18 protein-coding genes and 1 pseudogene are annotated in these 25,160 nt (G+C 33.1%); 1 reads left to right on the top strand and 18 read right to left on the bottom strand.

All coding sequences use genetic code 11. The annotated features are described in order from the left end of the window. Positions 1–12: 12 nt before the first annotated feature. Genes BCR21_RS09185 through BCR21_RS09195 form a run of 3 tightly spaced genes read right to left on the bottom strand, consistent with a single transcriptional unit; the run spans position 13 to position 5,261 of the window. Complete coding sequence (locus BCR21_RS09185) at positions 13–3,222, bottom strand: glycosyltransferase (protein WP_069646171.1); 3,210 nt, start codon at positions 3,220–3,222, stop codon at positions 13–15. Then, complete coding sequence (locus BCR21_RS09190) at positions 3,219–4,433, bottom strand: ABC transporter ATP-binding protein (protein WP_069646172.1); 1,215 nt, start codon at positions 4,431–4,433, stop codon at positions 3,219–3,221. Before BCR21_RS09190 ends, BCR21_RS09185 begins: the two co-directional genes overlap by 4 nt. Positions 4,434–4,454: 21 nt before the next feature. Next, the gene (locus BCR21_RS09195) at positions 4,455–5,261 is read right to left on the bottom strand and encodes an ABC transporter permease (RefSeq protein WP_069646173.1); all 807 of its coding nucleotides are present in this window, start codon (positions 5,259–5,261) and stop codon (positions 4,455–4,457) included. A 405-nt stretch (positions 5,262–5,666) separates the two neighbouring features. Here BCR21_RS09195 and BCR21_RS16650 point away from each other — a divergent pair. Further along, a pseudogene (locus BCR21_RS16650) lies at positions 5,667–6,580 on the top strand (transposase). Between the two features lie 69 nt (positions 6,581–6,649). On the opposite strand, the gene BCR21_RS09205 reads toward BCR21_RS16650, so the two are convergent. The 15 genes from BCR21_RS09205 to BCR21_RS09275 all read right to left on the bottom strand — a co-directional run bounded on the left by BCR21_RS09205 (position 6,650) and on the right by BCR21_RS09275 (position 25,051). Further along, positions 6,650–9,442 carry a GBS Bsp-like repeat-containing protein gene (locus tag BCR21_RS09205; protein WP_167351773.1) on the bottom strand — a complete coding sequence of 931 codons (2,793 nt, stop codon included), beginning with the start codon at positions 9,440–9,442 and terminating at the stop codon, positions 6,650–6,652. A 48-nt stretch (positions 9,443–9,490) separates the two neighbouring features. After that, positions 9,491–10,948: an oligosaccharide flippase family protein gene (locus BCR21_RS09210; RefSeq protein ID WP_069646176.1), complete on the bottom strand. Its 1,458-nt coding sequence runs from the start codon at positions 10,946–10,948 to the stop codon at positions 9,491–9,493. 87 nt (positions 10,949–11,035) lie between these two features. Next, positions 11,036–12,193, bottom strand: a complete 1,158-nt coding sequence (locus BCR21_RS09215) for a glycosyltransferase (RefSeq protein WP_069646177.1) — start codon at positions 12,191–12,193, stop codon at positions 11,036–11,038. Next, on the bottom strand, positions 12,190–13,125 hold the full coding sequence (locus BCR21_RS09220) for an NAD-dependent epimerase/dehydratase family protein (protein ID WP_069646178.1): 936 nt from the start codon (positions 13,123–13,125) through the stop codon (positions 12,190–12,192). Before BCR21_RS09220 ends, BCR21_RS09215 begins: the two co-directional genes overlap by 4 nt. A gap of 119 nt (positions 13,126–13,244) precedes the next feature. After that, entirely contained in the window at positions 13,245–15,047 is a 1,803-nt protein-coding gene (locus BCR21_RS09225) for a hypothetical protein (protein WP_069646179.1), read from the bottom strand. A gap of 246 nt (positions 15,048–15,293) precedes the next feature. Next, on the bottom strand, positions 15,294–16,247 hold the full coding sequence (locus BCR21_RS09230) for a glycosyltransferase family 2 protein (RefSeq protein ID WP_069646180.1): 954 nt from the start codon (positions 16,245–16,247) through the stop codon (positions 15,294–15,296). A 147-nt stretch (positions 16,248–16,394) separates the two neighbouring features. Continuing rightward, positions 16,395–17,564, bottom strand: a complete 1,170-nt coding sequence (locus tag BCR21_RS09235) for a nucleotide sugar dehydrogenase (protein ID WP_069646181.1) — start codon at positions 17,562–17,564, stop codon at positions 16,395–16,397. A gap of 161 nt (positions 17,565–17,725) precedes the next feature. Beyond that, on the bottom strand, positions 17,726–18,556 hold the full coding sequence (gene rfbD, locus BCR21_RS09240; protein WP_069646182.1) for a dTDP-4-dehydrorhamnose reductase: 831 nt from the start codon (positions 18,554–18,556) through the stop codon (positions 17,726–17,728). Between the two features lie 98 nt (positions 18,557–18,654). After that, positions 18,655–19,683, bottom strand: a complete 1,029-nt coding sequence (gene rfbB / locus BCR21_RS09245) for a dTDP-glucose 4,6-dehydratase (protein ID WP_069646183.1) — start codon at positions 19,681–19,683, stop codon at positions 18,655–18,657. Positions 19,684–19,707: 24 nt separating this feature from the next. Beyond that, positions 19,708–20,280 carry a dTDP-4-dehydrorhamnose 3,5-epimerase gene (gene rfbC, locus BCR21_RS09250; RefSeq protein ID WP_069646184.1) on the bottom strand — a complete coding sequence of 191 codons (573 nt, stop codon included), beginning with the start codon at positions 20,278–20,280 and terminating at the stop codon, positions 19,708–19,710. An 11-nt stretch (positions 20,281–20,291) separates the two neighbouring features. After that, positions 20,292–21,161 carry a glucose-1-phosphate thymidylyltransferase RfbA gene (gene rfbA / locus BCR21_RS09255; protein ID WP_069646185.1) on the bottom strand — a complete coding sequence of 290 codons (870 nt, stop codon included), beginning with the start codon at positions 21,159–21,161 and terminating at the stop codon, positions 20,292–20,294. A gap of 119 nt (positions 21,162–21,280) precedes the next feature. Further along, positions 21,281–21,997, bottom strand: a complete 717-nt coding sequence (locus BCR21_RS17095) for a glycosyltransferase family 2 protein (RefSeq protein ID WP_069646186.1) — start codon at positions 21,995–21,997, stop codon at positions 21,281–21,283. Further along, on the bottom strand, positions 21,998–22,831 hold the full coding sequence (locus BCR21_RS17100; RefSeq protein WP_069646187.1) for a glycosyltransferase: 834 nt from the start codon (positions 22,829–22,831) through the stop codon (positions 21,998–22,000). Next, positions 22,831–23,613 (bottom strand): glycosyltransferase family 2 protein, encoded by a 783-nt coding sequence (locus BCR21_RS09270; protein ID WP_069646188.1) that lies wholly within the window; start codon positions 23,611–23,613, stop codon positions 22,831–22,833. Before BCR21_RS09270 ends, BCR21_RS17100 begins: the two co-directional genes overlap by 1 nt. 301 nt (positions 23,614–23,914) lie before the next feature. Beyond that, the gene (locus BCR21_RS09275) at positions 23,915–25,051 is read right to left on the bottom strand and encodes a glycosyltransferase family 4 protein (protein WP_069646189.1); all 1,137 of its coding nucleotides are present in this window, start codon (positions 25,049–25,051) and stop codon (positions 23,915–23,917) included. Positions 25,052–25,160 lie beyond the last annotated feature (109 nt).

The raw sequence follows: 25,160 nt of genomic DNA on the forward strand, positions 1-25,160 counted from the left end.
TTCCTCCAAAATTTAAAATGATAATGGATTTCCATAAGGATCAATCAATCCATCTTTTGTCCACTTTTTCTCCAATTCCTTTAGCACTTCTGGAACAAGATGAATGTCAATTGGCTCTGATTCTTTTAATTTAGCATATGACGTATATACGATATCTTTTCCTAACTGCTGTCTAACTTTTAAGCTAAAATCCAATCCCATTAATTGAGAACCAAATTCTTCTGACAAACCTTCAACTTGTTCAAAATCATTTTTTCTAAAAATCATGCAATCTTCAGTAGAAGCGTGTATTCCTCTTGGAAGCCCGGCACGATAATAGTAACCAAGATTTTGTGCAGGATTATTTCTTTCTGGATAAATGAGTTTATTATTTTCGATATCATAAGTAACACCAATATTTGAAATTAGATTATCAGTGCTACTAATTTTGCCACAGACAATACCACTTTCTTCTAATTGAGCGTAATTCATCAATTCATTTAACCATGCTCCAGATAATGGTGAAAGTTTTTCATTTAGTAATAAAATAAATTCCCCTTCAGCTTGTTTCACACGTGTATTGACATCTCCATCTACAAACCGAACTCTAGCATCTTTAATAGATACAGTGAATTTAGAAGAAGTAGGGACCAAAATTTCAAAGTTAGGATAATACGTTTTACTTAATAATATTTCTAAGTTACTATTTAGATTTTTGCTATCTCCCACATAAACAATTGAAACTTTCGGTGTCGTATCATGAATAAAATCAATTTTATAACATCCATAGAATTCTGCAATTTTAATATTTCCTTTTAGATTTCTTCGCTTCAGTGCAGCTTCTAAGGCATGTTGACCAGCTACATAAGCATAGGTTTTACTTTCAGGATTTAAAGCCGTTGATGTCTCAATTGCTCGCCAGTGATATAAAATACCTTTGATATGGTGAATTTTTTTTGCTTCTTCAGTTGCGCGTAAAACAAAATCATAATCTTGACTACCGTTATATTCAGTTCTCAAGCCACCTATACGGCTTAATAGTGCATCTTTTACAACAACAAAGTGCGTGATGTAATTATGTTGTAGGATTAATTGTCGATTCCAATTTGGCTTAAAGAATGCATCAAATCGTTTTTCTTCAAGAGTCATTTTATCTTCATCTGTATAGAAAAACTCTATGTCTTTGTCCTTATTTAGCGCTTTTACAATCTCGTATAATGCATTAGGTGCTAATTCATCGTCATTATCCATGAAACCTATATAGTCTCCTGACGCAATCTCTAAAGCAGAATTCGTTGCTTCTGAAATATGTCCATTTTTTTCTCTAAATACTAATTTTATTCTTTCATCACTCGCAGCGTATTTTTCAAGTAAAGGACGGATATAGTCTTTAGGAGAGGCATCATCTGCCAAACATAATTCCCAGTTAGTATAAAATTGATTTTTTAAGGAACTAATACATGCATCTAACCATTTTTCTTCAACATTATACACGGGTACCGCAATCGATATTTTAGGTTGATACTCAAAACTTTCTATTTCAGAATGAATTTTTTCCATATCAAATACTTCATGTTGCACAATCCATTTTTCATAGCTGTTTTTTTGTACTTGACGATTTAGTAACCACTTCACAGAGCCTTTTAATCCTTTGCGTTTCACAGCACCTAAAACTCTACGTACCCTTGAAGAAGGTTTAGCAGGAAAATATAAACCGATATGACGGTTGATAATCACATCACATGATTCACCATCCTCAGTAGATATAACAAAATTAAAAAATTGTTCTAACTCATAATCCGCTACTTCAATTTCGAAACCATAATCTAAATATTCTGGAAACCCAAAGCCTTCATTTATTTCAGAACGATGAATTCTTTTTACTTTAAAATAGGGAGCATTATTGGCTTCTAACTCAAATTTTAATGGCATTTTGTCTACATTAGAAACGCCCCAACCTTTAATAATCGATGTCTTGGTTACTTCATTTCTTACAGTACCATCAATATTTAACGCCATTACTCTATTCAATTCTTCAATTGGAGTCTGCAAAAAGGCTTTATCTGATTTACGTCTTGTTGGCTCCCATTGTTCACCCGCGACCAAATCATAATATCGATCGACAATCATTTGTTTTTCTACTTCAACTTCTTTTAATCTTTCCATCATTAAATTGATTTCATGCAAATACTGACCTTGATAAATAAAATCAAAATTTAAAACAAGTGACTTACCAGCAATATCTTCTCCAGATAAAATAAAATACGCTGGATGCATATTCGTAAAAACAAATTTTTCATTATGCTCAAAAACAGCACTAGTTTGGATGTTATGACTTTGTTCTCCGTTTATATCAACAAAGAAGCGCATAATCCCACCAATATTTTCTGGGAAAGGCATAATTTTTAACGATTTTACCCCTAAAGGAACTTCAATAGGATAATTTTTGTTTTCACCAGTAAATGTATTAACAGAAACCGTGGTTTCTTCTACACTATTTTCTAATTCATACTGCAGTACAACACGTCGGTGATAATATGAATTTTCAGGTAAAACTCGTATAGGTGATTTCACTGGATTTTTCTTTAATGCATAAAAGTACTGATACACTTCAGCAAATGGTCTTTTTCTAAATGCATCCACTATTTCTATAGGTAAGTCTTCATAGTGAGCATCAATTTCATTATTTCCAACAACATTTATCGTAAAGTCTTCTTTACTAATATATAGACCTAGTGAATCAAATACTTTTTCAAAACCTGACTGCGTATAAAATGTTTTATGGGTTCCATCCAGTAAACCATACTTTGTCCAATCAAGTTTATTATTAAACAAATTAATCAACACTGAGTTATGAGCAATATTAGGAAATGTAATTAAGATTTCTCCGTCCTCTTTTAGGAACTCTTTTACGATTTCCAAAGTCTTGACAGGATCCATCAAATGCTCTAAAACATCTGCAAATAGAATATAATCATATTTTTTACCTTTATAGTAATCTGTCCATTTATATTCCTCTATATTTCCGTAAAAACCATCATTCGAAAAAGTGATAACATAATCATACAATTCCTTATCTAACTCAACGATTGAAACATCGCATTTTTTAGCTTCAATCAGATAGTTTGTCATCCTTCCGTTTCCCGGTCCAAACTCTAATACAGAACTCTGCTCTTTTATGTGAGAAGCAATCTTTCCAACACTAGTACTTTCATCAATATCCATTTCAAAATCATACTTCATTTTATGGTATCCTTCCACTCATGATCTAATATAACAATTCCTTCACCTGTATATTGGCCACTAATGAACATTTTCAAGTATTTTGTTTTATACTCTAAAGGAACCGTTGCATGTTCTTCAAAGAAAGCAATATCAAAATAATACTCGCCAGTCAACAATGACATCTTTTCATATTCAATATAAAATGTATTTTCTCCTTGTTCCCAAGGAATAGTTACTTTATCCAATAGTGTATTTAATCCGCAAACGTAGTGGTTATCTACTGTACGAATGGCAACGCCACAAACTGGGTTCTTTATCGACACTCTTTTTACTGTATAATTTATTTTGACAATTACTTTTTGATCTTGCTCAACAATTTCAACCGGAGATAAATCTGAATTTAGAAGTTCCGCACTATTAACTTCAACAATATCTGGAACTGTATTTTCTTGATCTGTTTGCTTTGCTTTTTCAGTATCAATTGTTTTGATGGATTTTTTCTTCAAAAAATTCTCATAATTTGAAGATACATCCATCACATCGCCTTCTTCAATAACTTCACCGTTCTTCAACCAATAAACTCGATCACAAAAACGACGTACAGAATTGATATCATGGGAAACAAATAAGATTGTTTTCCCGGAATTTTTTATTTCTGTAAATTTATCCATGCATTTTAATTGAAACTCCAAATCACCAACAGCCAAAGCTTCATCAATAATTAAAATATCTGGATCAACATTAATCGCAACTGCAAATGCGAGACGAACAAACATACCGCTAGAATATGTCTTTACGGGCTGATACAGATGATCCCCAATATCAGCAAATGTAATAATATCATCGACCATTTCGTCAATTTCTTCTTTTGAGAAGCCTAAAACCATTCCATTCAAGTAAATATTATCGTATCCACTATATTCTGGATTGAATCCTGAACCTAGTTCTAATAAGGCAGATATCTTTCCTTCAATCTCAATTGATCCAGAAGTAGGTGTTAAAACTCCTGTAATGATTTTTAGCATAGTTGATTTACCAGAACCATTTTCTCCGATAAAACCAATCATTTCTCCTTTTTTCACATGAATATCGACATCTTTTAGTGCATAGAACAAATCATGGTAGCTTTTGCGTCGTGGATCTAGTGCTTCTTTAAAACGATCGGTTGGCTTAGCGTACATATTATAAGTTTTAGTAATTTTGTCTATTTTGATTGCATAATCTGACATAACTGATTCTCCTTAAGTTTCTTATAGAACGTCTGAAAAATGAGGTTTCAATCGTTTAAAAATAATTGAACCAACTAGTAACATTCCTAAAGTAAATATCCAAAAATAAAGCCCTAATGCCCAATGCTCCCAAAACCATCCCTCACTCAAGAAAGATTCTCGGTATCCTTGAATAACGTAATAGAGAGGATTAAATTTCAAAAACTGAACAACTCTTGGAGAAAATTGGCTTGGTGACCAAAGAACTGGAAGTGTCCACATAACTGTTTGTAAAATAATACTTATAAATTGCATTACATCAGGTAAAAATGGTTGAATTGAAGCTGTAATCCATGTAAGACCTGTTAAAAAAGCACCTAAACAAAACAAATAATAAAGAAGTTGAACTGTTTGTAGAGTAGGTGTAAAGCCATTTAAAATACAAATAATCAATGTAATAAATATAAAAAATAGATGTGTATACAAATTAGCTAATATTTTCGTTGTTGGTAAAATACGAATATTGAACACAACTTTTTTTACTAGATACGTATATTCTCTAAAAACATTAGTGGCTGACGTCAGTGAATCTGAGAAAAAGAACCATGGGACAATACCCGTGATTAGAAAAACTATAAAAGGATATTTTCCGTCTGTTAGACCGGCCTTAATTCCATAACCAAAAACAAACCAATAAGTTAATACTGTAACCAATGGGTTAATAAACGCCCAAAAGATACCAAAAAATGAACCCGCATACCTAGCTTTAAAATCATTTATTGAAAATTGTAATACTAAACGCTTGTTTCTGTAGATATCTCTTACAAAAGAAAATAGATCTTTAATCATTTGAATTTATTCCTTCCGACACAAATTTATTTGTCTTTTTTTTTAGCTTTAGCTATCGTTCGCAAATCTCACCTTCTCAACTTACTTTTATATTATTTAATTGGCAATAATCCTTTAAAAAAAGAAACTTTCCGTTTATAGATTAACAGTACCATTCTACTTAAAAATGCACTATAAATCAAGTTTTCCTATTAATATAATAGGGTAGGCTTAAAGAACTCTTATCTTTTTAGCTGTTTTTTGTGTTGCTGATCAAAGCAAAAAAAGAGCTTGGGCCGTAAGTTCTAATGAAAAATCCAGATACCAGTCAACTTGATTGGCATCTGGATTATTTTTTTATACAAAAATAAGAACACCTTTGCTAAAATAAAAGTGACTAAACCAATAAACTAGCGAGTTGTTCTTATGTTTAAGAATTATACCACAAATCAAGTCGATCTTCCTCTAGATTTTAGTTTTCCGTTAGAAAAAAATGATATTGCGTTTGCTTAGATCAATTAGTTGAAAGTATTCCGGAGGAACGCTTTCTTCCTTTTCACCATCAAAAGGGTCCTTCTTCTTATCATCCAAAGATGATGATGAAAATGATTTATGTTCCTACACACAATCTGTATTTTCTGGTCGCAAGATTGAAGCGTTGACGAAAGACAGTATTCGCATGATGTGGCTCTCTCAAAGTTATCAACCTAGTTATCGAACCATCAATCGTTTTCGAGTGAATCCTTTAGTGAATACACTTCTTCGGGAGTGCTTCGTCCAGTTCCCCAGTCAATTAGCCAAAGAACAATTGATTGAAGAAGAAGCAATTTTTATTGATGGCACAAAGATTGAAGCCAACTACAAATGCCACTTTTATGGCGTGAAACACGAGCACATGAAAAATGGTCAGTTGAAAGCAAGTTATAATCTTCAAATCGCACGACCATTCAATACATTTTAGGCTATGATCTTTTCTCAAATCCAACAGATACACGGACATTGCGCCTTTTTTTTACCACTTTACTTTAATCGAGCGCTTCTTTGATCTGTCGAACTATATTGTCGCAGATGCCGGCTACGGAGGAGAAGAAACAGGTAAAATCTATCGCCAACGAAAAGTTGACGTCTAACCTGCTTTCGGACATTTGAAGGCTTGTTTAGGCTTCACTCGGTTCTCTGTTCGTGGGAAACAGCAGACACACAATGAAATGGGTTTCTCGTTAATGGCAGGCAATTTAAGGAAATATAAGCTGAGTAATCTAGAAAAAGTGGATTCTCCCGATAATCTAAAAAATAGAAGACAGAAAATCTTTTTTACGATTTTCTGTCTTCTATTTTAGGGTTCTTGGGACTTGTGTCCCAAGCTCTTAATACGGTGAAAATAAAATGATAGAGTTTTGTTTAAGAAATTAAAATGAAACTTTTTCAGCATTTCCATTACGTCTTGTTACTAACCCATTTTTACTGTAAAGATAAACATGAGCAGTATAGTTACTTGCACTATTTTGGTGATCTTTTTTGTTAACTGTAACTTTATAAGTACCGTTAGATTGCTTAATTGCAGGATACCACTTGATATCTTTTTGATTTTTATCTGTCCAAACAGGAACCTCTAATTTATCAATACCTGATACAGTATCCACTTCCATAACAACATCAAATGTCCCTTTTGACTTATCGACGTTTTGCGTAGAAGCTTTTAAAGCGGGTTCTGTCACTGTAAAAGAATCATTAGAAATCATCTTCATTCTTCCATTTATCAATTTAACATAAGTATGCACAGTATAAGGACCAACAGATTTATGTTTATTTATATTGATAGTTGTGCTGTAAGAGCCATCTGTATTCTTTTTACCATCATACCAAACTATATCATCTTGACCATTTTCGTTGCTCCATGTGGCAAAATATACTGCAGCAGGAGTACCAAATGCCCCCATAGTAAACTTCGTTTTTGCTTCAAAATTAATCTCTTTGCCATCTGTATTTTTTATAGAAGTTTCACCTGTTATTCCATCAAGTTTTACTTCTGTTGTGCCAATAGAGCTTGCTGTGCGCAATCCATTTTTCCCATAAAGATAAACATGAACTCTATAAATACCGTCATTGAAATTATGATTGCTTATTTTAGCTGTTGTTTTATACGTACCATTTGATTGTAAACTAGCATCATACCATTTTATATCTGACTGATTTGCAACACTCCAAATCGGCACTTGAATTTTGTCAACTCCCGATTTAGACGAAGGATTAATAATTACATCAAACGTTCCTTTTGAAATATCAACTTTACCAATAGAAGCCTCAAAGCTTGGTTTTGTCACAACAAATGAGTCCTGTGATATAGCTTTCATTGTGCCATTAGGCAGTTTAGCATAGGTATGAACACTGTAATTTCCAGCTGATTTGTGTTTACGTATGTCAAACTCTGCTGTATAAGAACCTGCCCCAATTTTTTTTGCTGTATACCAAACTATATCATCTTGACCGTTTTCATCACTCCACACAGCATGTTGCAAAGCAGTTGGCTCAGCGTATTCCCCCATTGATATAGTTGAATTAGCTTTAAACGTTGTATCTTTACCATCTATATCATCAATCATGATCGTTCCACTAGTTCCTTTTAATTTCACTTCTACTGTACCAACAGATCTAGCAGATGATAAATTATTATTAGTATAGACGTAAGCGTGAACTCGATAAATTCCTTGATTATAATTATGATTACTAATCTCTACTCGAGCTTTATATGTTCCATCACTTTGGAGAGTAGCATCATACCATTTAATGTCTGATTGATCCGATTTACTCCAAGAAGGAACTTGAACTTTTTTAACTCCTGATTTTGTTACCGGATTAACGATAACATCAAACCCTCCATTTGAATATTGCCCAATAGAAGCACTCAAAGAAGGCGAAGAGATAGTAAAATTACTGTTATTGAGCATTATTTTAGATGAACTATTTGTACTCATTTGGGCATATGTATGAACAATATAGGTACCATCTGTTGCATGATTCGCTATATTGACATTCGTACTCCAAAGGCCATTACTGTCACGTTTCCCTTCGTACCAAACTAAGTCATCTTGACCATTTTTATCTGACCACACTGCAAAATAGACTTTATATGGTACGAACCTACCAGAATCTACAGTTGCAGAAATATTCATAATATTTTCTTTACCGTCTATATCTTTAATAGTCGTTTTTCCAGTAACATTCACGCTACCATCCCAGCCATTTCCAGTAAACAATCCTGTATAATCAGTGTTAATATCAAATGGATGGGCGATTCCTGGAAAATAAAAATTAGATGACCATTGCCAAGAAGAATAATCATTGTTCCAATTTTGTGATGCAGTAGGTGTATAAGGATATTGCGCAACCCAAATATTATTTTTTCCAAATTGATTTACGTTAAAAACACCCCCAGCCTCACTTAACCAACTTCTTGATAGGTAGTAAGCCACATTATTATACCCTAGAGAATTTAACGTTTCTTTGAAGGCTTGAGTATTAGCATTTAATGAGGAATTTGACATTTTTGTCTCTTCTATATCTGAAACCATAACCGTCTCTTTAGGTAAGTTTAACAATTGCGCTTTGCTTGCAAAATATCTAGCTTCAGCTTGAGCAGAAGCTGTTGAAATATAATGACTATAATGATAAGCTGATACTTTTAATCCTGCAGCTAAGGCATTTTGAATTTGTGATTGAGCAAATGGATTTAAATAAGTTGTTGCTTCTGTCAGCTTGACAACCACCCCTTTTATCCCATAGCCTTTCATCATACGATATTGATCAACTGTAATCGTAGCGTTATGAGAAGACACATCAATAAAGCTAACTGTTGGACGATTTGCTTCCCCAGCATTCACTCGATCAATTGTTGCTCTTGTTTCTCTAGTTGCTCGGCTAGCAACTGGAGGATTTAAGTCAGAACGACTTGAGGGGATATTCTCATAGTAATCATCAAAAGACATTATTTCATCTTTTGTAGGTTCAGTAGATTCATTAACTTCTTGGCTTTCAGTTGTTTCGGAAGTCTGCTCAGATAAGCTAGTACTTGTTTCCGTCAACACTTGAGAGGACTGTTGTAACTCATGGCTAGATGATGTTTCTACCTCAGCTTTTACAGGTATTGTGTTAATTGTAGATACACTCAATAGCATTAATATAATTATACATTTTTTCATCATTTTTATCATTCCCTCATCCTTTTTATATACTCAGCATCGACAACTTTTTCACACTATTTTATTTTCTTTATCTTTGCCCAAAATAGCATATAATTTTTCAATCTTCAGCAGTTTTGTCAATAATAATATGCCCAATACTGAAACATACAAGATTCCATAAACTATAATAAGATAAAAAATATTATTAATTGAGATAAATTTGAATATTAGAAACACAACTATCCATAAAATAAGGTTGAATACTATTATCTTCATTATTTCTTTGTTGAATAGATTAAATAAAATCTTTTTCATAAATAACGTTGATATCAACATAGTAAAAAATGTACATAAAATACTTGAAATCGCCGTTCCTATAATTCCATACTGATTCGTCAAAATAATACAAGCAGTAATGTCAAGTACTAACATTATTAAAGCCAGACACGTTGAGAACTTTTTCTCATTTGTAGAAGAAATGATCATATTCGTCATTACCGCTACGCCCATAAAAAAGTGCGAAAATGCGAGGATAGCTAATGTCATAGTCGCTTCTTTATACTCTGGACTGTAAAAAACAGATAGTAATGTACCGCTTGAAGCAGAAATTATGCAGGTTATGGGCATAATAAACGCAACTATAATTAACATCATATCGCGAACTGTCTTTTTCATCCTGTCAATATTTCCAGCAACATACATTGCAGTAGTCGTTGGCAAAATAATCGTAAAAAATGCAGATAATAAGAAATACGAAACTTTACCAAAATTTACAGCCCCAGTATAATAACCTGCCATGTCCTTATCTGAAACCACAGATTTAACGACTAAAGTATCCACACTTAACACCACCGAAACAATAATAAAGAATAAAGAAAAGCTAAAAACACTATGTATATAACTTTTGAAAGGTATTTTTGCTGTAAAATCAGCTATAAGATCTCGTCGATTCCTAATAATAGTTATAATCCCAACAAGCAGCGCTACAAATATCGCAAATAAGAACCCCATAACTGTGCCAATAACAGGATCAGCAAATACATACATAGCAAATGGGATTACGCTTAATTTTGCAATCGCATAAAAAATACCTATCCAAGCGCTTGAAACAAAATGTTTCAAACCATCATTGATTCCCAACGACAATACATAAATACCATTGATTGGAATAATAAAAGCTACATACTTCAAATAAACCGAAAAGGACTGATCATTTAAAACATTTGCAAAAACTGGCGCACCAAAAAAATTTATTGAAAATAGGACACTAATCAGGAGAAGTTGAAATACTAAACTTTTCAGTAACAAATCTTTAATATTATATCTCTTTTTTGATAATTCTTTGGAAAGAGACTGTCTAACACCATTATTCAAAAACAAATACTCAAAATCCAAAATCGTAATAATCGTACCTACTATACCATATTGAGCAGGTGTCATTACTGAGCCCAAAAAGTAATGCATGATATAACCGGTCAAGACAAATAAAACATTATAAATGATATTAAAAAGTAATCCTTGATACATAGAGCTTCTCCTCAAATTCTTTCATGATTAATTCGTTTACTAAGTTTTAAGGTCACTATAATCTTCCATTAAATAATCGTAGGTAATTTAGAAAAGATTATCAAAAATCTGTTTATATTTTTTACCAATTTCAACAAAATCAAATTCTTCTGCTTTTAACCTTGCCTTTTTCCCCATATTTAAACGTTTATTTCTATCACTTAATAATTCGTTTAACTTACTTTCCAATTTTTGAACATCGCCAGGTTCAACCAAAAAGCCATTCACATTATCTTCAACAGCTTCATTAATTCCTCCTACATTAGAAGCAACAACGGGTACTCCTGAAGCCATTGCCTCTACCAAAGCAACAGGTAGACCATCTTTATCTCCGTCTTTTGCAACCACAGATGGTACACAAAAAATGTCACAGGACGCATTGATAACCGCAAGTTCATCTTTATTCTTAGAACCAATAAACCGAATGTCAGCTTGAATGTCATTAGCTTCCTTCATTAGCACTTCTTTTTCTGGTCCATCACCTACAATAATTAAAACTGCATCAATTTTTGCCATAGCCTGAATTAAATACTTTGCTCCTTTTTTTTCTGCAAGTCGCCCTACAAATAAAATGACTGGCTTACCATTTGTTTCAAAAAAATCATCGTGTCTATACTTAGGTGAAAATTTTGTTAAATCGACACCCATAGGAATTACTTCTGCATTTTCATATCTATATTCCATTTCCAGATGTTCCTTTAGATCTTTTGAAACGACGGTTACAGCTGAAGCTTTTAATAACGTTCTCATTTTCATTTTTTTAATAAAACCTTTGTTCAAAGAAGTAATATCGCCACCAAGACCGGTCAAAACGAACGGCTTTTTAAAAAACTGCTGGATAATTCCTTGTGGAATCAACCAGTTTGAATGAACAGCATCCACTTTTTTTATTTCTTTCCGAATGGCAAAATACATTGCGATAAACATAAATGGAACAAGTAACGCTCTAGATTTTTTTTCTTTGATACGAGGAACGATTGCCCCAGGATAAGCCAATGTCTCTAGCTTCTTTATCGGAAAATAACGATAACGAATAACATGCAATCCTTCCATCTCTTCTTTGTTCAACGCTCCATATGTACTAGGAACTAAAACAGTAACATCGTAGTATTTTGCATATTCTTTACATAAGTCATAAATAAACTTGGGTTCAGTATCATCTTGCCATCTAGGAAAAGTGGAAGCTGTGACTAGTAATTTTTTCATTTAACTTTCCTTTCAACTTCTAGAAAATAATCAATTAAACGTTTCACGCCATCGTTAATTGAAATCATATTTTTATTGTCAGCAATTTCAAGATAACGTTGAATATCTAAAACACTAAAATCTACATCAACATCTCGATTTTCTTTGTATTCAATATTAAATTTTTTACCTGAAACTTGCTCTATAATTTCTATAATCTCAATAATTGAATGGCCCTTACCAAAACCTAAATTAAACAGTTTATTTTTGCCTTCATAATTTGAAATACTCAAGATTCCCTGAATGGCATCGTCTATATAAATATAATCTCTAACAATATTGCCATCTCCAAACACAGTGATATCAATATCATTAATTATATTGTAAGTAAACTTAGTAATTATGCCGAGACTTCCTAATGGATTTTGACCTGGACCATAAGGATTTGCCAAACGAACAATCCTATAATCCAATCCAAACTCACTTCCATAAAGTTGTAAGTACTTCTCAATAGTCAGTTTTTGGACGCCATAAGAACTAATCGGATTGGTTGGATCATCCTCTTTAAATGGTTTACCTAGACTTTTCCCATACACTGTTCCACCAGAGGATATAAATACTACTTTTTTCACATTATTTATTTTACAAGCATCAAACAGGCGCAATGAAGCAGCTACATTTTCATCTAATTCTTGCTCAAAACTGATTTCCGTAGAAGGAATCGTTGTACTTATTAAATGAAAAACAACATCTATTTCTTTAGTTAAGCTACAAAAATCATAATCTTTTGAGAAAACACCTGATACAAACTCAAATTGGCTATCTTCATCGTCGCTATTATTAAAATCAGAAAAATTACGATCAAATAGACGAATTTTTCCCTTTTCTTTGATTAATTCTTTTGCTATCTTTTTTCCTATAAATCCTGAAGCGCCCAAAATCAAATAGTTCATACATACACTCCCTTTCCAACCGTTACTTGAAAAATCTTACTAGAGAGCCTAACTAATGATGCTTGTCGTTCCTTTTCACGCTATTTCTTAAGTGAACTACAAATTAGTCTCTCCACTATTTAATGCTTACGATTGTGTTTACTGTGATTTGCTTGTATCTTCATTAAAAGACTAACAAATGAAATACTACCTAAGATAGACAGTACTTGTAAGACTGGTATTGCACCACTGCTATAGTAATAAAGACGACTCATCGTATCTCCTGAGACCCATGAATATGCCCAAGCAATTCCAAAAAGTAAAACAGCATATGAGAGAATTAGACCCAGTCCAACTAAAAAAACAGTAATATTTTTTTCTGAATAATCTTTTTTAATAAGGCGTACACCTGAATAAAGGAATCCGATCATTGCGATCAGAATAACGATTGGACTAGTCCATTTGTAGATAGAAATAATACTATTTATTCTTTTTGCCATATAAGTAACTGGCTTATTATACTCAGCTTCTGGTGTTCCTATAGGATAATTTAACGGGAAATTAATCAACATTTCAATTTCTCTAACTGCTTCTGGGTCACCACTTACAGTTGTTAAGCTATGCCCAGGATTTATTCCGTCTAACCCAATGCCATATCTAGAATAAAATACATTTTCCCGTAGTGTACGTTTCATTTTAGGAAATACATTTCCCCTTATATCACTCCAAGTTTTTGCAGGAGAAGATGGTGAAACAGATACCCCATCTGATCTTCTAGTTAACTGTCCTTGGTCAAATGCTTCCGATAATTCTTCGTGAACCTTTTCAAAGTATTCGTCTGTTGCTTTTCCACCTTTTTCACTTTTACCATCAATAATCATCTCTTGACGATAACCTTGTTCAGCCCGTGCAACTACTAATCGTAAATCCCAAACAATATTTCCGCCAAATATTTCGTGATTTCCACTATCTTCCATCTCAACAGTCATTCCATTTTCAGGATCGTAAAGCCAATCTACTTCTTTTGAAATTTTATTTAATGTAGGAGAGACTGATAATGCCTCTCTAAAAGTATCTTCTGAAACCCAAACATATTCTTGATTACGTCCGTCATCAATTGAAATCAAATCTGATACAACATTTTTAAAATTCGTTTGTGTATAATCATTTACTGTAAAAATACCATATTTTTGTAAATTCTGATAACTAATTGCATAAGTACAACCTTGTAAAACTAGAATAGGAATGACAAGAAACAACATTCGATAAATTTTTTCTTTCCAAGAACTTTTAATAAAGAGTAGAAAAATGAAGGTGATTAAAAGTGCCGTAAAGAAAAATGGTTTTAACCACACACTATCTTCTCGTAGATAAGTAAAGGAACTATATGAGATTCCTGCTAATAATGCCCAAAAAATCAAGATTTTTTTCGAATGATTTCTGTAAAGAAATAATCCAATTAAACTAGCTAATACCAATAATATAAGCGGCATTAATAACGCATCTCGATACAATCGAAAGCCAAAATGCTTATCTAACATAACTGGACTATAAAGTAAATACAGATAAATCAAAGATTGTCCATATTTATTTTTGACAATTGGAGACAGAGCGTAAACTAATGCTAAACATGAAATAATGTATAATAGCATTAAACCTAATGGATAAGGAATTGAAAATTTGTTTAGTAATACATAGAAAAAAGAAAACATTGGATTTTTAACGATAGTAATAAAATCGTAATCTCCAAACCAATTACCTTTAATAAATTCAGTAGCTTGGACGACAAACACATGCTCATCAACACCCTTACCAGCCAAAGTAACGGGTGGTATTTTTAATTGAATGATTACTCTGACAAGAGTTAATACTACAAGTATCGTTAACAATATAAAATTAGTTTTCCTTTTATCTGCAAAAATACCCTTTATCCGTGCTAACATTAAATTTTTCACCAGTCTTTCAAAAATTTTAAGTTTACCTAATCATTAATTTATACACAAAAAAATCTCTAAAGACAAAAATTCAATTTAAATTAGTATTTAACTTTGAATAGTCTAAACGATTTAGGCAATTAACAAATAAAAAACTTTTTATTTTTATAATCAAAATTGAAACAATAGCTTCTGCTTTGTTTCAATTTTCATAGCTATTTTATTATACTCTCTTTACAACTTAATTAAACACTATTAGTCTTTATTCGCTTGATCGTAATCCATTTTTCTCACTCTATATTGTATATCTTCTAAAATTTTTCTATTCGCAGAAATCAAATCAGCTTGTAAGCCAATAACAAATGTTTGAAAACCAATTAATAATAATATACTAGCTAAAATAAGCGATTGAATATGGCCATTTCCTGTCCCCATGATGAAGAATATAAGAAAACGAATTCCTATAATAGCACCTACTCCAAACAATACACTCCCTAAAAATGTAAAAAACATTAACGGTTTATACATCATAAATGCACGAAGAATTGTTAACATTGATTTTTTGACATAACCAAACATACTACTAAACAATCTAGATGGTCTTAATTCCCCATTCGTTCTAATCGGAACAGAAGTCATAGAGATCTTATTTCTACCAGCTTGAACAATAGTCTCTAAAGTGTAGGTGTACTCATTAGCAACATTCATTTGCATAGCAGCTTCTCTACTGTATGCTCGAAATCCACTCGGTGCATCCGGAATGTCGGATTTTGAAGCTTTTCTGACAACCCAACTACCAAATTTTTGTAGTTTCTTCTTTAAAGGTGAAAAGTGTTCTGTTTCAGCGATTGGTCGTTCTCCAATCACAATATCTGCTTTTTCTTCTAAAATCGGTTGTACTAATTTTTCAATATCTGAACCATTGTATTGATTATCTGCATCCGTGTTCACAATAATATCAGCTCCATTACGTAAGCAAGCATCTATACCCGCCATGAAGCCTTTTGCCAACCCCTTATTGCGTTTAAAATTAACAATATGGTTAACACCCCAATTTCTTGCAACTTCAACAGTATTGTCTTTACTTCCATCATTGATAATCAGCACTTCAATATCATCAATTCCATTAATTTTCTTTGGTAAATCGTTCAATGCAATTTCCAGTGTTTCAGCTTCATTATAACAAGGAATTTGAATTATTAATTTCATTAATTTCATCCTTCTTTTGTGTATTTTATCTTTAACAAATATCCTTTGAAAGTTTACCACGTAACACTTTCTATTTCAAGCAAGCATACATATCCTTGTAACTAAAGTATTCTCTAATATTTTACTGTCTAGATTCTAAGCTACGTTTTAATCGCGATTAAATATATCTCGTGTGTAGATTTTATTTAATACATCTAATAGATCATTTTCTATACGATTTGTTACGATGACATCTGACTCATTTTTAAACTCTTGCAATTCTTTGACCACTCTTGAATTGTAGAATGTATCTTCTTCAAAGTTTGGTTCATAAACGATAACTTCAACACCTTTAGCTTTTATTCGCTTCATGATGCCTTGAATAGACGAATATCTAAAATTATCAGAATTCGATTTCATTGTTAAACGATAAATTCCTACAACGCTAGGTTTTTTAGCTAATATTTGATATGCTATAAAATCTTTACGCGTTGTATTTGCATCCACAATCGCACCAATAATGTTATTAGGCACCTTATCATAATTCGCACGTAATTGTTTCGTATCTTTAGGCAAGCAGTAACCACCATAGCCAAATGAAGGATTATTATAATGCGAACCAATTCTTGGGTCTAATCCAACACCTTCAATGATTTGTTTTGCATCTAATCCTCTAACCTCGGCGTAAGTATCCAATTCATTAAAGTAAGCTACTCTTAACGCTAAATAAGTGTTAGAAAATAGTTTTATCGCTTCAGCTTCTGTAGCGTGAGTCAACAATACTTCAGCATTCTTTTCAACTGTATTTTCCAAAAACATTTTTGAAATTTGTTCCCCACGCTCAGAACATTCACCCACGATGATTCTTGAAGGATAAAGATTATCATATAATGCTCGACCTTCTCGTAAGAATTCCGGTGAAAAAATAATATTTTCAGTTTGATACCTTTTCTTCAAGGTATCTGTATAGCCTACAGGTACAGTTGATTTTATAATAAATACAGCATCTTCCCGGATAGCAAGCGCTCGTTCAATAACATTTTCAACTGTAGATGTATCAAAATAATTTTTTTCTTCATTATAGTCTGTTGGTGTCGCAATAATTAAATATTCTCCGAATCTTACCGCCTCTTCAAAGTTCTTTGAAAAATCGATATTTAAGTCCTTTCTATCTAGAAAAGTATGTATTTCTTTATCTTCTAAAGGAGAAATACCTTCATTTAATAAATCAATTTTTTCGTCAACAATATCATAAGCCTTCACCTGTTCCTTTTGACTTAGCAATAAAGCATTGGCAAGTCCAACATATCCTAAACCGAAAATAGAAATCTTTTTCATTCTGTATTTCCTCCTATCAGTAGCCTCTTGTAACTTCAATTCAATAATTATAACGTAAATATTAATAAAATAAAAGATACTATGGTTTCAGTACCGTCATCGAGTGATACAATTAACTATGTATGAGACAAGTAGAAAAAAACTACTTGTCTCATACATAGTTAATCCAACATCATTTTCAACGCTTCTTGCCAAGTCGGAATCTCAAATCCTAAAGCCTTCGCTTTACTAATATCCATCACCGAATATTTAGGTCGAATTGCTTTTTGTGGGAATTTACTTGAGTCAACTGGTAGTACTTCCACTTTGGTGTCTTTCAAAATTTCCTTTGCAAATTCATACCAACTACAGCTATTATCATTTGACAGATGGTATACGCCATAGGGTGCATTTTCTTTTATCACAAACACCATAAATTCAGCTAAGGTTCTAGTCCAAGTTGGCCGTCCAAATTGATCATTTACTACAGTCAGTTGATCACGAGTTTCGGCTAATTTTTGCATTGTGAAAACAAAATTATGCCCATATTGACCAAAAACCCACGAGGTACGAATAATATAATATTTTTCCATCGATTTTTGAACAATTTCTTCCCCTAGCAATTTTGTACGGCCGTACTCATTTTGAGGATTTGTTTGATCATCAACCTCATACATCTCTTCTTTTTTTGTTCCATCAAATACGTAATCTGTGCTGATATAAACTAACGTTGCATCGACAGCCTTTGCTGCATTAACTACATTTTGTGTTCCAGCTACATTAATTTTTTCATCTAACTCTTTTCCTTCATCCTCAGCTTTGTCCACTGCGGTATAAGCTGCACAATGATAAATCAATTCAGGTTTTAAATTAGTAATAAACGCCATTGTCTGTTCTGCATTTGTAATATCCATTTCTTTTGAGTCTGTCGAAACATATTCTAATCCTTGTTCATCCAATAAATGACGTAATTCTGTTCCTAATTGTCCATTGCCACCAGTTAAAAGTATCATGGTTATTTCCTCCCTCATGAAAAAAAGCAGGACTTCTCCTGCCTTACTAATTTTTAATTCAGTCACTATATCAAAGAGCTTTAACTTTTTATTACAAGCTACTGCCCATTTTTCGCATAGTTTGCTTCTACAGCTGCTTTATCTGCTGTCCACCAATCTGAATTTTCTGTATACCATTGAATTGTATCAGCTAATCCATCACGGAAGTTCGTAAATTCTGGTGTCCAACCTAATTCTTCACGTAATTTTGAAGAATCGATTGCATAACGTAAATCATGTCCAGGACGATCATTTACATGCTCATAAGCGTCTTTGGATTGACCCATTAACTCTAAAATCAGTTCCATTACGGCTTTATTATCTTCTTCTCCATCTGCACCAATCAAATATGTTTCACCAATCTTGCCTTTTGTTAGGATTGTCCAAACCGCTGAAGAATGGTCATTTGTATGAATCCAATCACGTACATTTTTACCCGCACCGTATAGTTTGGGTGTAATTCCGCTTAAAACATTGGTAATTTGACGCGGAATAAATTTTTCAATATGTTGATAAGGACCATAATTATTTGAACAGTTAGAAATCGTTGCTTTCAAACCAAAAGAACGTCCCCATGCTTTAACCAATAAGTCTGACCCTGCTTTTGTTGAAGAATATGGACTTGATGGATTATAGGGTGTTTCATCGGTGAATTTTTCACCTTTACCTTCACCATTACCTGGTAAGTCTTCACGTAAAGGTAAATCACCATATACTTCATCTGTTGAAACATGGTGATAGCGTACGTCATGTTTACGACACGCTTCAATCAATGTGTATGTTCCAATAATATTGGTTTGGACAAATGGAAACGGATCATTTAGCGAATTATCATTGTGCGATTCCGCAGCATAATGGATAACAGCATCTGTATTTGTAACTAAACGATCGACCAATTCAGCATCCGCAATATCACCAACAACCAATTCAACACGATCCTTTGGTAATCCTTCAATATTCTTTTCATTTCCTGCATACGTTAATTTATCTAATACAGTTACATGAACTTCTGGGTGATTGTTCACTACATAATGAACAAAATTTGATCCGATGAATCCAGCTCCACCAGTAACAATGATGTTTTTCATATTTTAAGCTCTCTCCTAATTCATTTAAATTTCACCATAAACAAAAGAATTGTCAGATTCAAATTCTTTTAATGTCGGGTGATTTTTATCTTTTTCAGATGTAATGGCTTTTTGAATATCAATTGGCCAATCAATCGCTAAATCTGGATCATCAAAAGCAATCCCGCCATCTGCAGGTGCATTATAATAATTATCACACTTATACATAAAGTTAACATTTGGTGTCAACGTTACAAAGCCATGCGCATAACCTTTAGGTACCAATAATTGACGATGGTTATGCTCTGACAAAATAAAACCTTCCCATTGACCATAAGTTGGGCTACCTTTACGGATATCAACAATTACATCTAAAACCGCACCCGTCACAACACGAATCAGCTTTGTTTGAGCTGCTTCGCCTTTTTGAAAATGCAAGCCACGCAATACACCCGCTTCACTTGAAAGAGAATGATTATCTTGTACAAAATCAAAATCCAATCCTTGTTCAGCAAATTTTTCTTTAGAATAGCTTTCAGTAAAAAAGCCGCGGTGATCGCCAAATACGTCCATTTCAATGATTTTTACATCTTGCAATTTTGTATCAATAACTTTCATTCTATTCGCCCCTAATCCATTTCTGCCAATCTTAATAAATATTGTCCATAACCATTTTTCTTCAATGGTTGCGCCAGTTCAATCAATTGCTCTTTTGTGATATAACTCATTCGATATGCAATTTCTTCTAAACAAGCTACTTTTAAGTTTTGACGTTTCTCGATTGTTTCAATAAAAGTCGAAGCTTCCAAAAGTGATTCATGGGTTCCTGTATCTAACCACGCAAATCCCCGTCCCATCACTTCAACAGATAATTTATTTTTTTCTAAATAAACTTTATTTACATCTGTGATTTCTAATTCACCACGATCAGAAGGTTTGATGTTTTTAGCGATTTCGATTACATTGTTGTCATAAAAATATAAACCAGTAACCGCATAATTTGATTTTGGTTTCTCAGGTTTTTCTTCGATTGAAAGAGCCGTCATCTCGTTATCAAATTCAACTACACCAAAACGCTCGGGATCATTCACATGATAGCCGAAAACAGTTGCTCCGCTTCCTTTTGAAGCAGCACGCTGTAACATGTTAGACAAACCGCCACCATAATAGATATTATCTCCCAAGACAAGACAAACACTATCATCACCGATAAATTCTTCACCTATAATAAATGCTTGAGCTAAGCCATCAGGGCTTTCTTGCACTGCATATTCAATGTGGATCCCAAGATCTTTTCCGTTTCCAAACAAACTTTCAAAACGTGGAGTATCATCTGGGGTTGAGATAATCAAAATTTCTTTGATACCAGCTAACATTAAGGTTGACATTGGGTAATAAATCATTGGTTTATCATAAATCGGCATTAATTGTTTTGATGTTGCCTTTGTTAAGGGATACAGTCTTGTTCCACTTCCGCCGGCTAAAATTATTCCTTTCATGGAAAAACTCCTTTAAATTATTTATTTCGTTTAATTGCTTACACCGTTTAACATTATCGCATTATCATACCGAATTGTCATGCTTTTTGAAGTTATTTTACAAAACTGTAAAATAACTCTCATTTAACTTTTAGTATTTTACGGCTTATCAAAGCTATGATAAGAGAAATTCTCCATCTTAATTGTTGAAAGCAACTTGCTTTTGTATCAATTTCACTCGCATTACCATCATGCCTACGATATAAGGTAAGTTGTTGCGGTATTAGTGCACTTTTATTCTTAGTCTCCGCAATTAGACCAATCCACATATCATGCATAGGAACTTTAGCCGGTATAGGTAATATAATCGATTTCAGACTACTGCGAAAGGCCATTCCAGCACCAATATATTTATTTTTTATGATATTATGGAGAACGCCTAATGTTACATTTCGGTACTCAAAATAAGAAGGTTCGATTACTTCCAAATGTTCATCGACGATTACTAAATCGCTAATCACTAAATCTTTTTCAGGATGATTTTGAAAAAAGTTCAGTATCGTTTGAACTTTCTCCGACAACCATACGTCGTCTTGATCTGCCAAAAAAATAATTTCTCCCTGACTTTGAGTAATTGCAAACTCAAAATTAGCAATCACACCTTTACCTGGTCCTTTAAAAAATTTTATCCGTGGATCTTGCGCAGCGTAGTTTTTGATTATATTTATTGTTTCATCTTTAGAACCATCATCAGAGATAATCAATTCATCAGAGGATTCCATTTGAAGTAAGATACTAGCAAGTTGCTCTTCTAAATATTTTGCTCCGTTATAAGTGGCAATACAAATTGAGATCATTTACTTTCCTTTCATTAGAGCTTGATACTCTATAAACGTACGTCGCCATATGTTACGATTCTTTACTAAAAAAAATTGTTTTATCGTTCTTAGTAATAAATGTCTTCTGTGAGTATGAAATTTATTCCGATCATATTTCTGATAAAAAAGTGTTTCAGCTCGTATAATTGATTCATATCTTTGACTACTAAGTTTCTCGTAATTTAAAACAGACAGTTCATGTTCCATTCGATAATCTAAAACGCAAATCTTTTTGCCCAATTGATGAATTTCATAAAAAAGCCAATGATCTAAAAAGTCCAAAGGAAATTCTTCGTTAAAAAAACCGATACTTTTTAATAGTTCCTTGGAAAGTACAGCCCCAGAATTAATACTCATAAGTCTCTGCGAATAGATACCAGCTTTTGGTAACTCTGAACGACATCCGATATATTGATCAGAAAACACTGGTGATATCTGCCTGCCGTGAGAGAAAACAATCGGAACATAGGCCACGACCTCATCTTCTAAACTCATGGTTAAAAGTGTATCTAGATACGTACTATCCAATAAGCTATCTTGATCTAGCAATAAAAGTAAACCACCTTGAATCTGATTGAAATACTTTATGCCAATATTATAGGCTTTTGCTAATCCAGGATTTGTTTCATCATGGATATAATGCACATTATCATAATAAAATAATTCATTCTCTTGAGGTTTTTGACTATTATCATAAACAAGTAAATGTACAAAGTTTTTTTTATTTATGATTTCTTTTATATAATCATAGCTTGGTGTCTGTGAGATTTCAGTTTGATATAAAACGATTGTAATCACCAACTTATTCTCCACTAGAAAAACCTCCAACCCCATTTATTGAAAAATTTAATCATTGATTGTAAAAATATTTTAAATAGTTTCTTGTTTTTATGTGCACCTTTTTCATACAAATGAATCACTGTTTCAAAAGGTGTGTACAAAATTTTATAGCCTGCTTTTCCAAAGCTCATACAGAGATCATTATCTTCAAAATACATAAAATACCGTTCATCGAAACCATCGATCTGGTTAAATTTATTGATATCAATGACCATAAAACAGCCAGAGCCCATCTTAATATAAGTTGTTTGATCTTCTGGTAAATCGCGGCATTCATAATAACTTAAACGCTTATCAAATAACTTTTTGATCGATTGAAAAGGTACAAATCGCAACATATAGTCAAACACATCTAGTTTTTGACGTACTAAATACTGTGTTGTACCATCTGAATTCAGCACTTTAGGACAAACTGCAGCCAACTGTTCATCTCCTTTTATACGTCGAATCATTTCATCCAAGGCATCTTTTGTGATCAAAACATCTGGATTAAAAATGACAGCATGACGTGTTACGACATTATTCAGCACTTGATTGTGTCCATAGCCAAACCCCTTATTTTCTTTGGATTTGTGCAAGAAAATAAATGAACCATAACGTTCAAGTTGATCTATATAACTTTGCTCGGAAGCATTGTCGAATATATGTATGTCATATTTTGATTCTAGACCTAATTCAATTTTTAAATTATCAAGCACATCAAAAATATGACGGCTATTGTGAGTAACAATGGAAATCGTTATTCTATCATTCATATTTTTGCACCTCGTTTAAAATCAGATAAATCAAGCTAGTGCTAGTTATTGTCTACTCCAGCCCATCTTCACAAAAAGTGAAGTAGTAACTGTTTCTAGTTCTTTATTGCTAAGTTCGATTCGCTAGAGTGAGAAGTTTTTCCTTATGTACAAAACTTCATACGCCACAGATCCACTCATTATTTAGCTGAATTCTAGGAGAGCGGAGCAAAACTTACAGAGTTTTGTCCCGCTCTCTTATTTTACTTAATCAATAAATTATAACACAGCTTAAAATTCCAGCAAAGATTCCATTATTTTTTTACTTTTTCTTAGAATGTTTGCCTAATCTTTTTTCTAATTGCTGATGACGAAACTCACGGTTTCCAAACATACGTAAAATATACATCAATGGTTGATGATTTTCACCAACTAAACCAATCATTTCAATAAACAATTCTAACCCAATTGCGCTAAAAACAATCAATAGAATCGATGCAACATTACTTGCATAACTAAACAGCAACGCAACAAATGAAAAGACCAAAGCTAAACCATAAATCGTCATCACTGCACCTTTATGAGTAAACCCAAGTGACAGCAAACGATGATGTAAATGCATCTTGTCAGCAGAAGATATCGGACGTTTATTCATCAAGCGGCGAATAATAGCATAAACCGTATCCGTGATTGGTACACCCAAAATAATCATTGGCGTGATCACGGTAATAAATGTGGCATTCTTCAACCCTTGTAATGACATAACCGCAATCATAAACCCTAAAAACAACGCTCCTGTATCTCCCAAAAAAATCTTGGCGGGATAAAAATTATATGGGAAAAAGCCCGCAATACTAGCAACTAAAACAAAAATCACAATTGGAATATAAACCGTTTTCGCATGAAGGAAAAAATAACCGATTACCCCAATCGTTGCCAAACTGATGATTGAAACGCCAGAAGCAAGTCCATCCAAACCATCAATCAAATTAACCGCATTTGTAATCGCAAATATCCAAAACAATGTCAATGGTAAACTAAACCAGCGTAAATCTATGTGGCCTAATAAAGGTAAGGTTACTGCATCGATCCGAATGTCTGCCACAAAATAGATGACTAATGCACCAAGTAAAATTCCTAATGTTTTTTTCTTTGGTGATAATTCATAGATATCATCGATCAAACCCGTTGCAACGACGATCCCAGCTCCTAAAATAATTGGCCAGATATAATCGATCGGTATAATTGACTGAAACATAACTAAGCAAGAAAATGAAAAGACAAAATAGATGCCTAATCCGCCAGCCGTAGGCATATTCTTAGTATTTACTCTTCTTTCGCCTGGAGCATCATAGGCTCCTATTCTAAACGCCAACAACTTAACGATCGGCGTCACAATCAAGGATAAAATAAACGTCAGAAATAGACGGATAACAATTTCATAAATAAACATCGACATGATGAACCTACTTTCTTAATGTACATCGTATATTATACCGAATCATTCCACATTTACAAGTTGGAACAGGTGTTTCCACTGAGCGGAAAAGCCAAAACTTCTACTTGTT

The sequence above is a fragment of the Enterococcus ureasiticus genome (genome assembly GCF_001730285.1).
Classification (GTDB): domain Bacteria; phylum Bacillota; class Bacilli; order Lactobacillales; family Enterococcaceae; genus Enterococcus_L; species Enterococcus_L ureasiticus.

What these genes read in the sequence shown, in the direction of transcription:
- BCR21_RS09185 (WP_069646171.1), bottom strand. Translation starts at nt 3,222, where the DNA reads ATGAAGTATGATTTTGAAATGGATATTGATGAAAGTACTAGTGTTGGA.
- BCR21_RS09190 (WP_069646172.1), bottom strand. Translation starts at nt 4,433, where the DNA reads ATGTCAGATTATGCAATCAAAATAGACAAAATTACTAAAACTTATAAT.
- BCR21_RS09195 (WP_069646173.1), bottom strand. Translation starts at nt 5,261, where the DNA reads ATGATTAAAGATCTATTTTCTTTTGTAAGAGATATCTACAGAAACAAG.
- BCR21_RS09205 (WP_167351773.1), bottom strand. Translation starts at nt 9,442, where the DNA reads ATGATGAAAAAATGTATAATTATATTAATGCTATTGAGTGTATCTACA.
- BCR21_RS09210 (WP_069646176.1), bottom strand. Translation starts at nt 10,948, where the DNA reads ATGTATCAAGGATTACTTTTTAATATCATTTATAATGTTTTATTTGTC.
- BCR21_RS09215 (WP_069646177.1), bottom strand. Translation starts at nt 12,193, where the DNA reads ATGAAAAAATTACTAGTCACAGCTTCCACTTTTCCTAGATGGCAAGAT.
- BCR21_RS09220 (WP_069646178.1), bottom strand. Translation starts at nt 13,125, where the DNA reads ATGAACTATTTGATTTTGGGCGCTTCAGGATTTATAGGAAAAAAGATA.
- BCR21_RS09225 (WP_069646179.1), bottom strand. Translation starts at nt 15,047, where the DNA reads ATGTTAGCACGGATAAAGGGTATTTTTGCAGATAAAAGGAAAACTAAT.
- BCR21_RS09230 (WP_069646180.1), bottom strand. Translation starts at nt 16,247, where the DNA reads ATGAAATTAATAATTCAAATTCCTTGTTATAATGAAGCTGAAACACTG.
- BCR21_RS09235 (WP_069646181.1), bottom strand. Translation starts at nt 17,564, where the DNA reads ATGAAAAAGATTTCTATTTTCGGTTTAGGATATGTTGGACTTGCCAAT.
- rfbD (WP_069646182.1), bottom strand. Translation starts at nt 18,556, where the DNA reads ATGATACTTTTAACTGGTGGCAATGGACAATTAGGAACAGAATTACGT.
- rfbB (WP_069646183.1), bottom strand. Translation starts at nt 19,683, where the DNA reads ATGAAAAACATCATTGTTACTGGTGGAGCTGGATTCATCGGATCAAAT.
- rfbC (WP_069646184.1), bottom strand. Translation starts at nt 20,280, where the DNA reads ATGAAAGTTATTGATACAAAATTGCAAGATGTAAAAATCATTGAAATG.
- rfbA (WP_069646185.1), bottom strand. Translation starts at nt 21,161, where the DNA reads ATGAAAGGAATAATTTTAGCCGGCGGAAGTGGAACAAGACTGTATCCC.
- BCR21_RS17095 (WP_069646186.1), bottom strand. Translation starts at nt 21,997, where the DNA reads ATGATCTCAATTTGTATTGCCACTTATAACGGAGCAAAATATTTAGAA.
- BCR21_RS09270 (WP_069646188.1), bottom strand. Translation starts at nt 23,613, where the DNA reads ATGAATGATAGAATAACGATTTCCATTGTTACTCACAATAGCCGTCAT.
- BCR21_RS09275 (WP_069646189.1), bottom strand. Translation starts at nt 25,051, where the DNA reads ATGTCGATGTTTATTTATGAAATTGTTATCCGTCTATTTCTGACGTTT.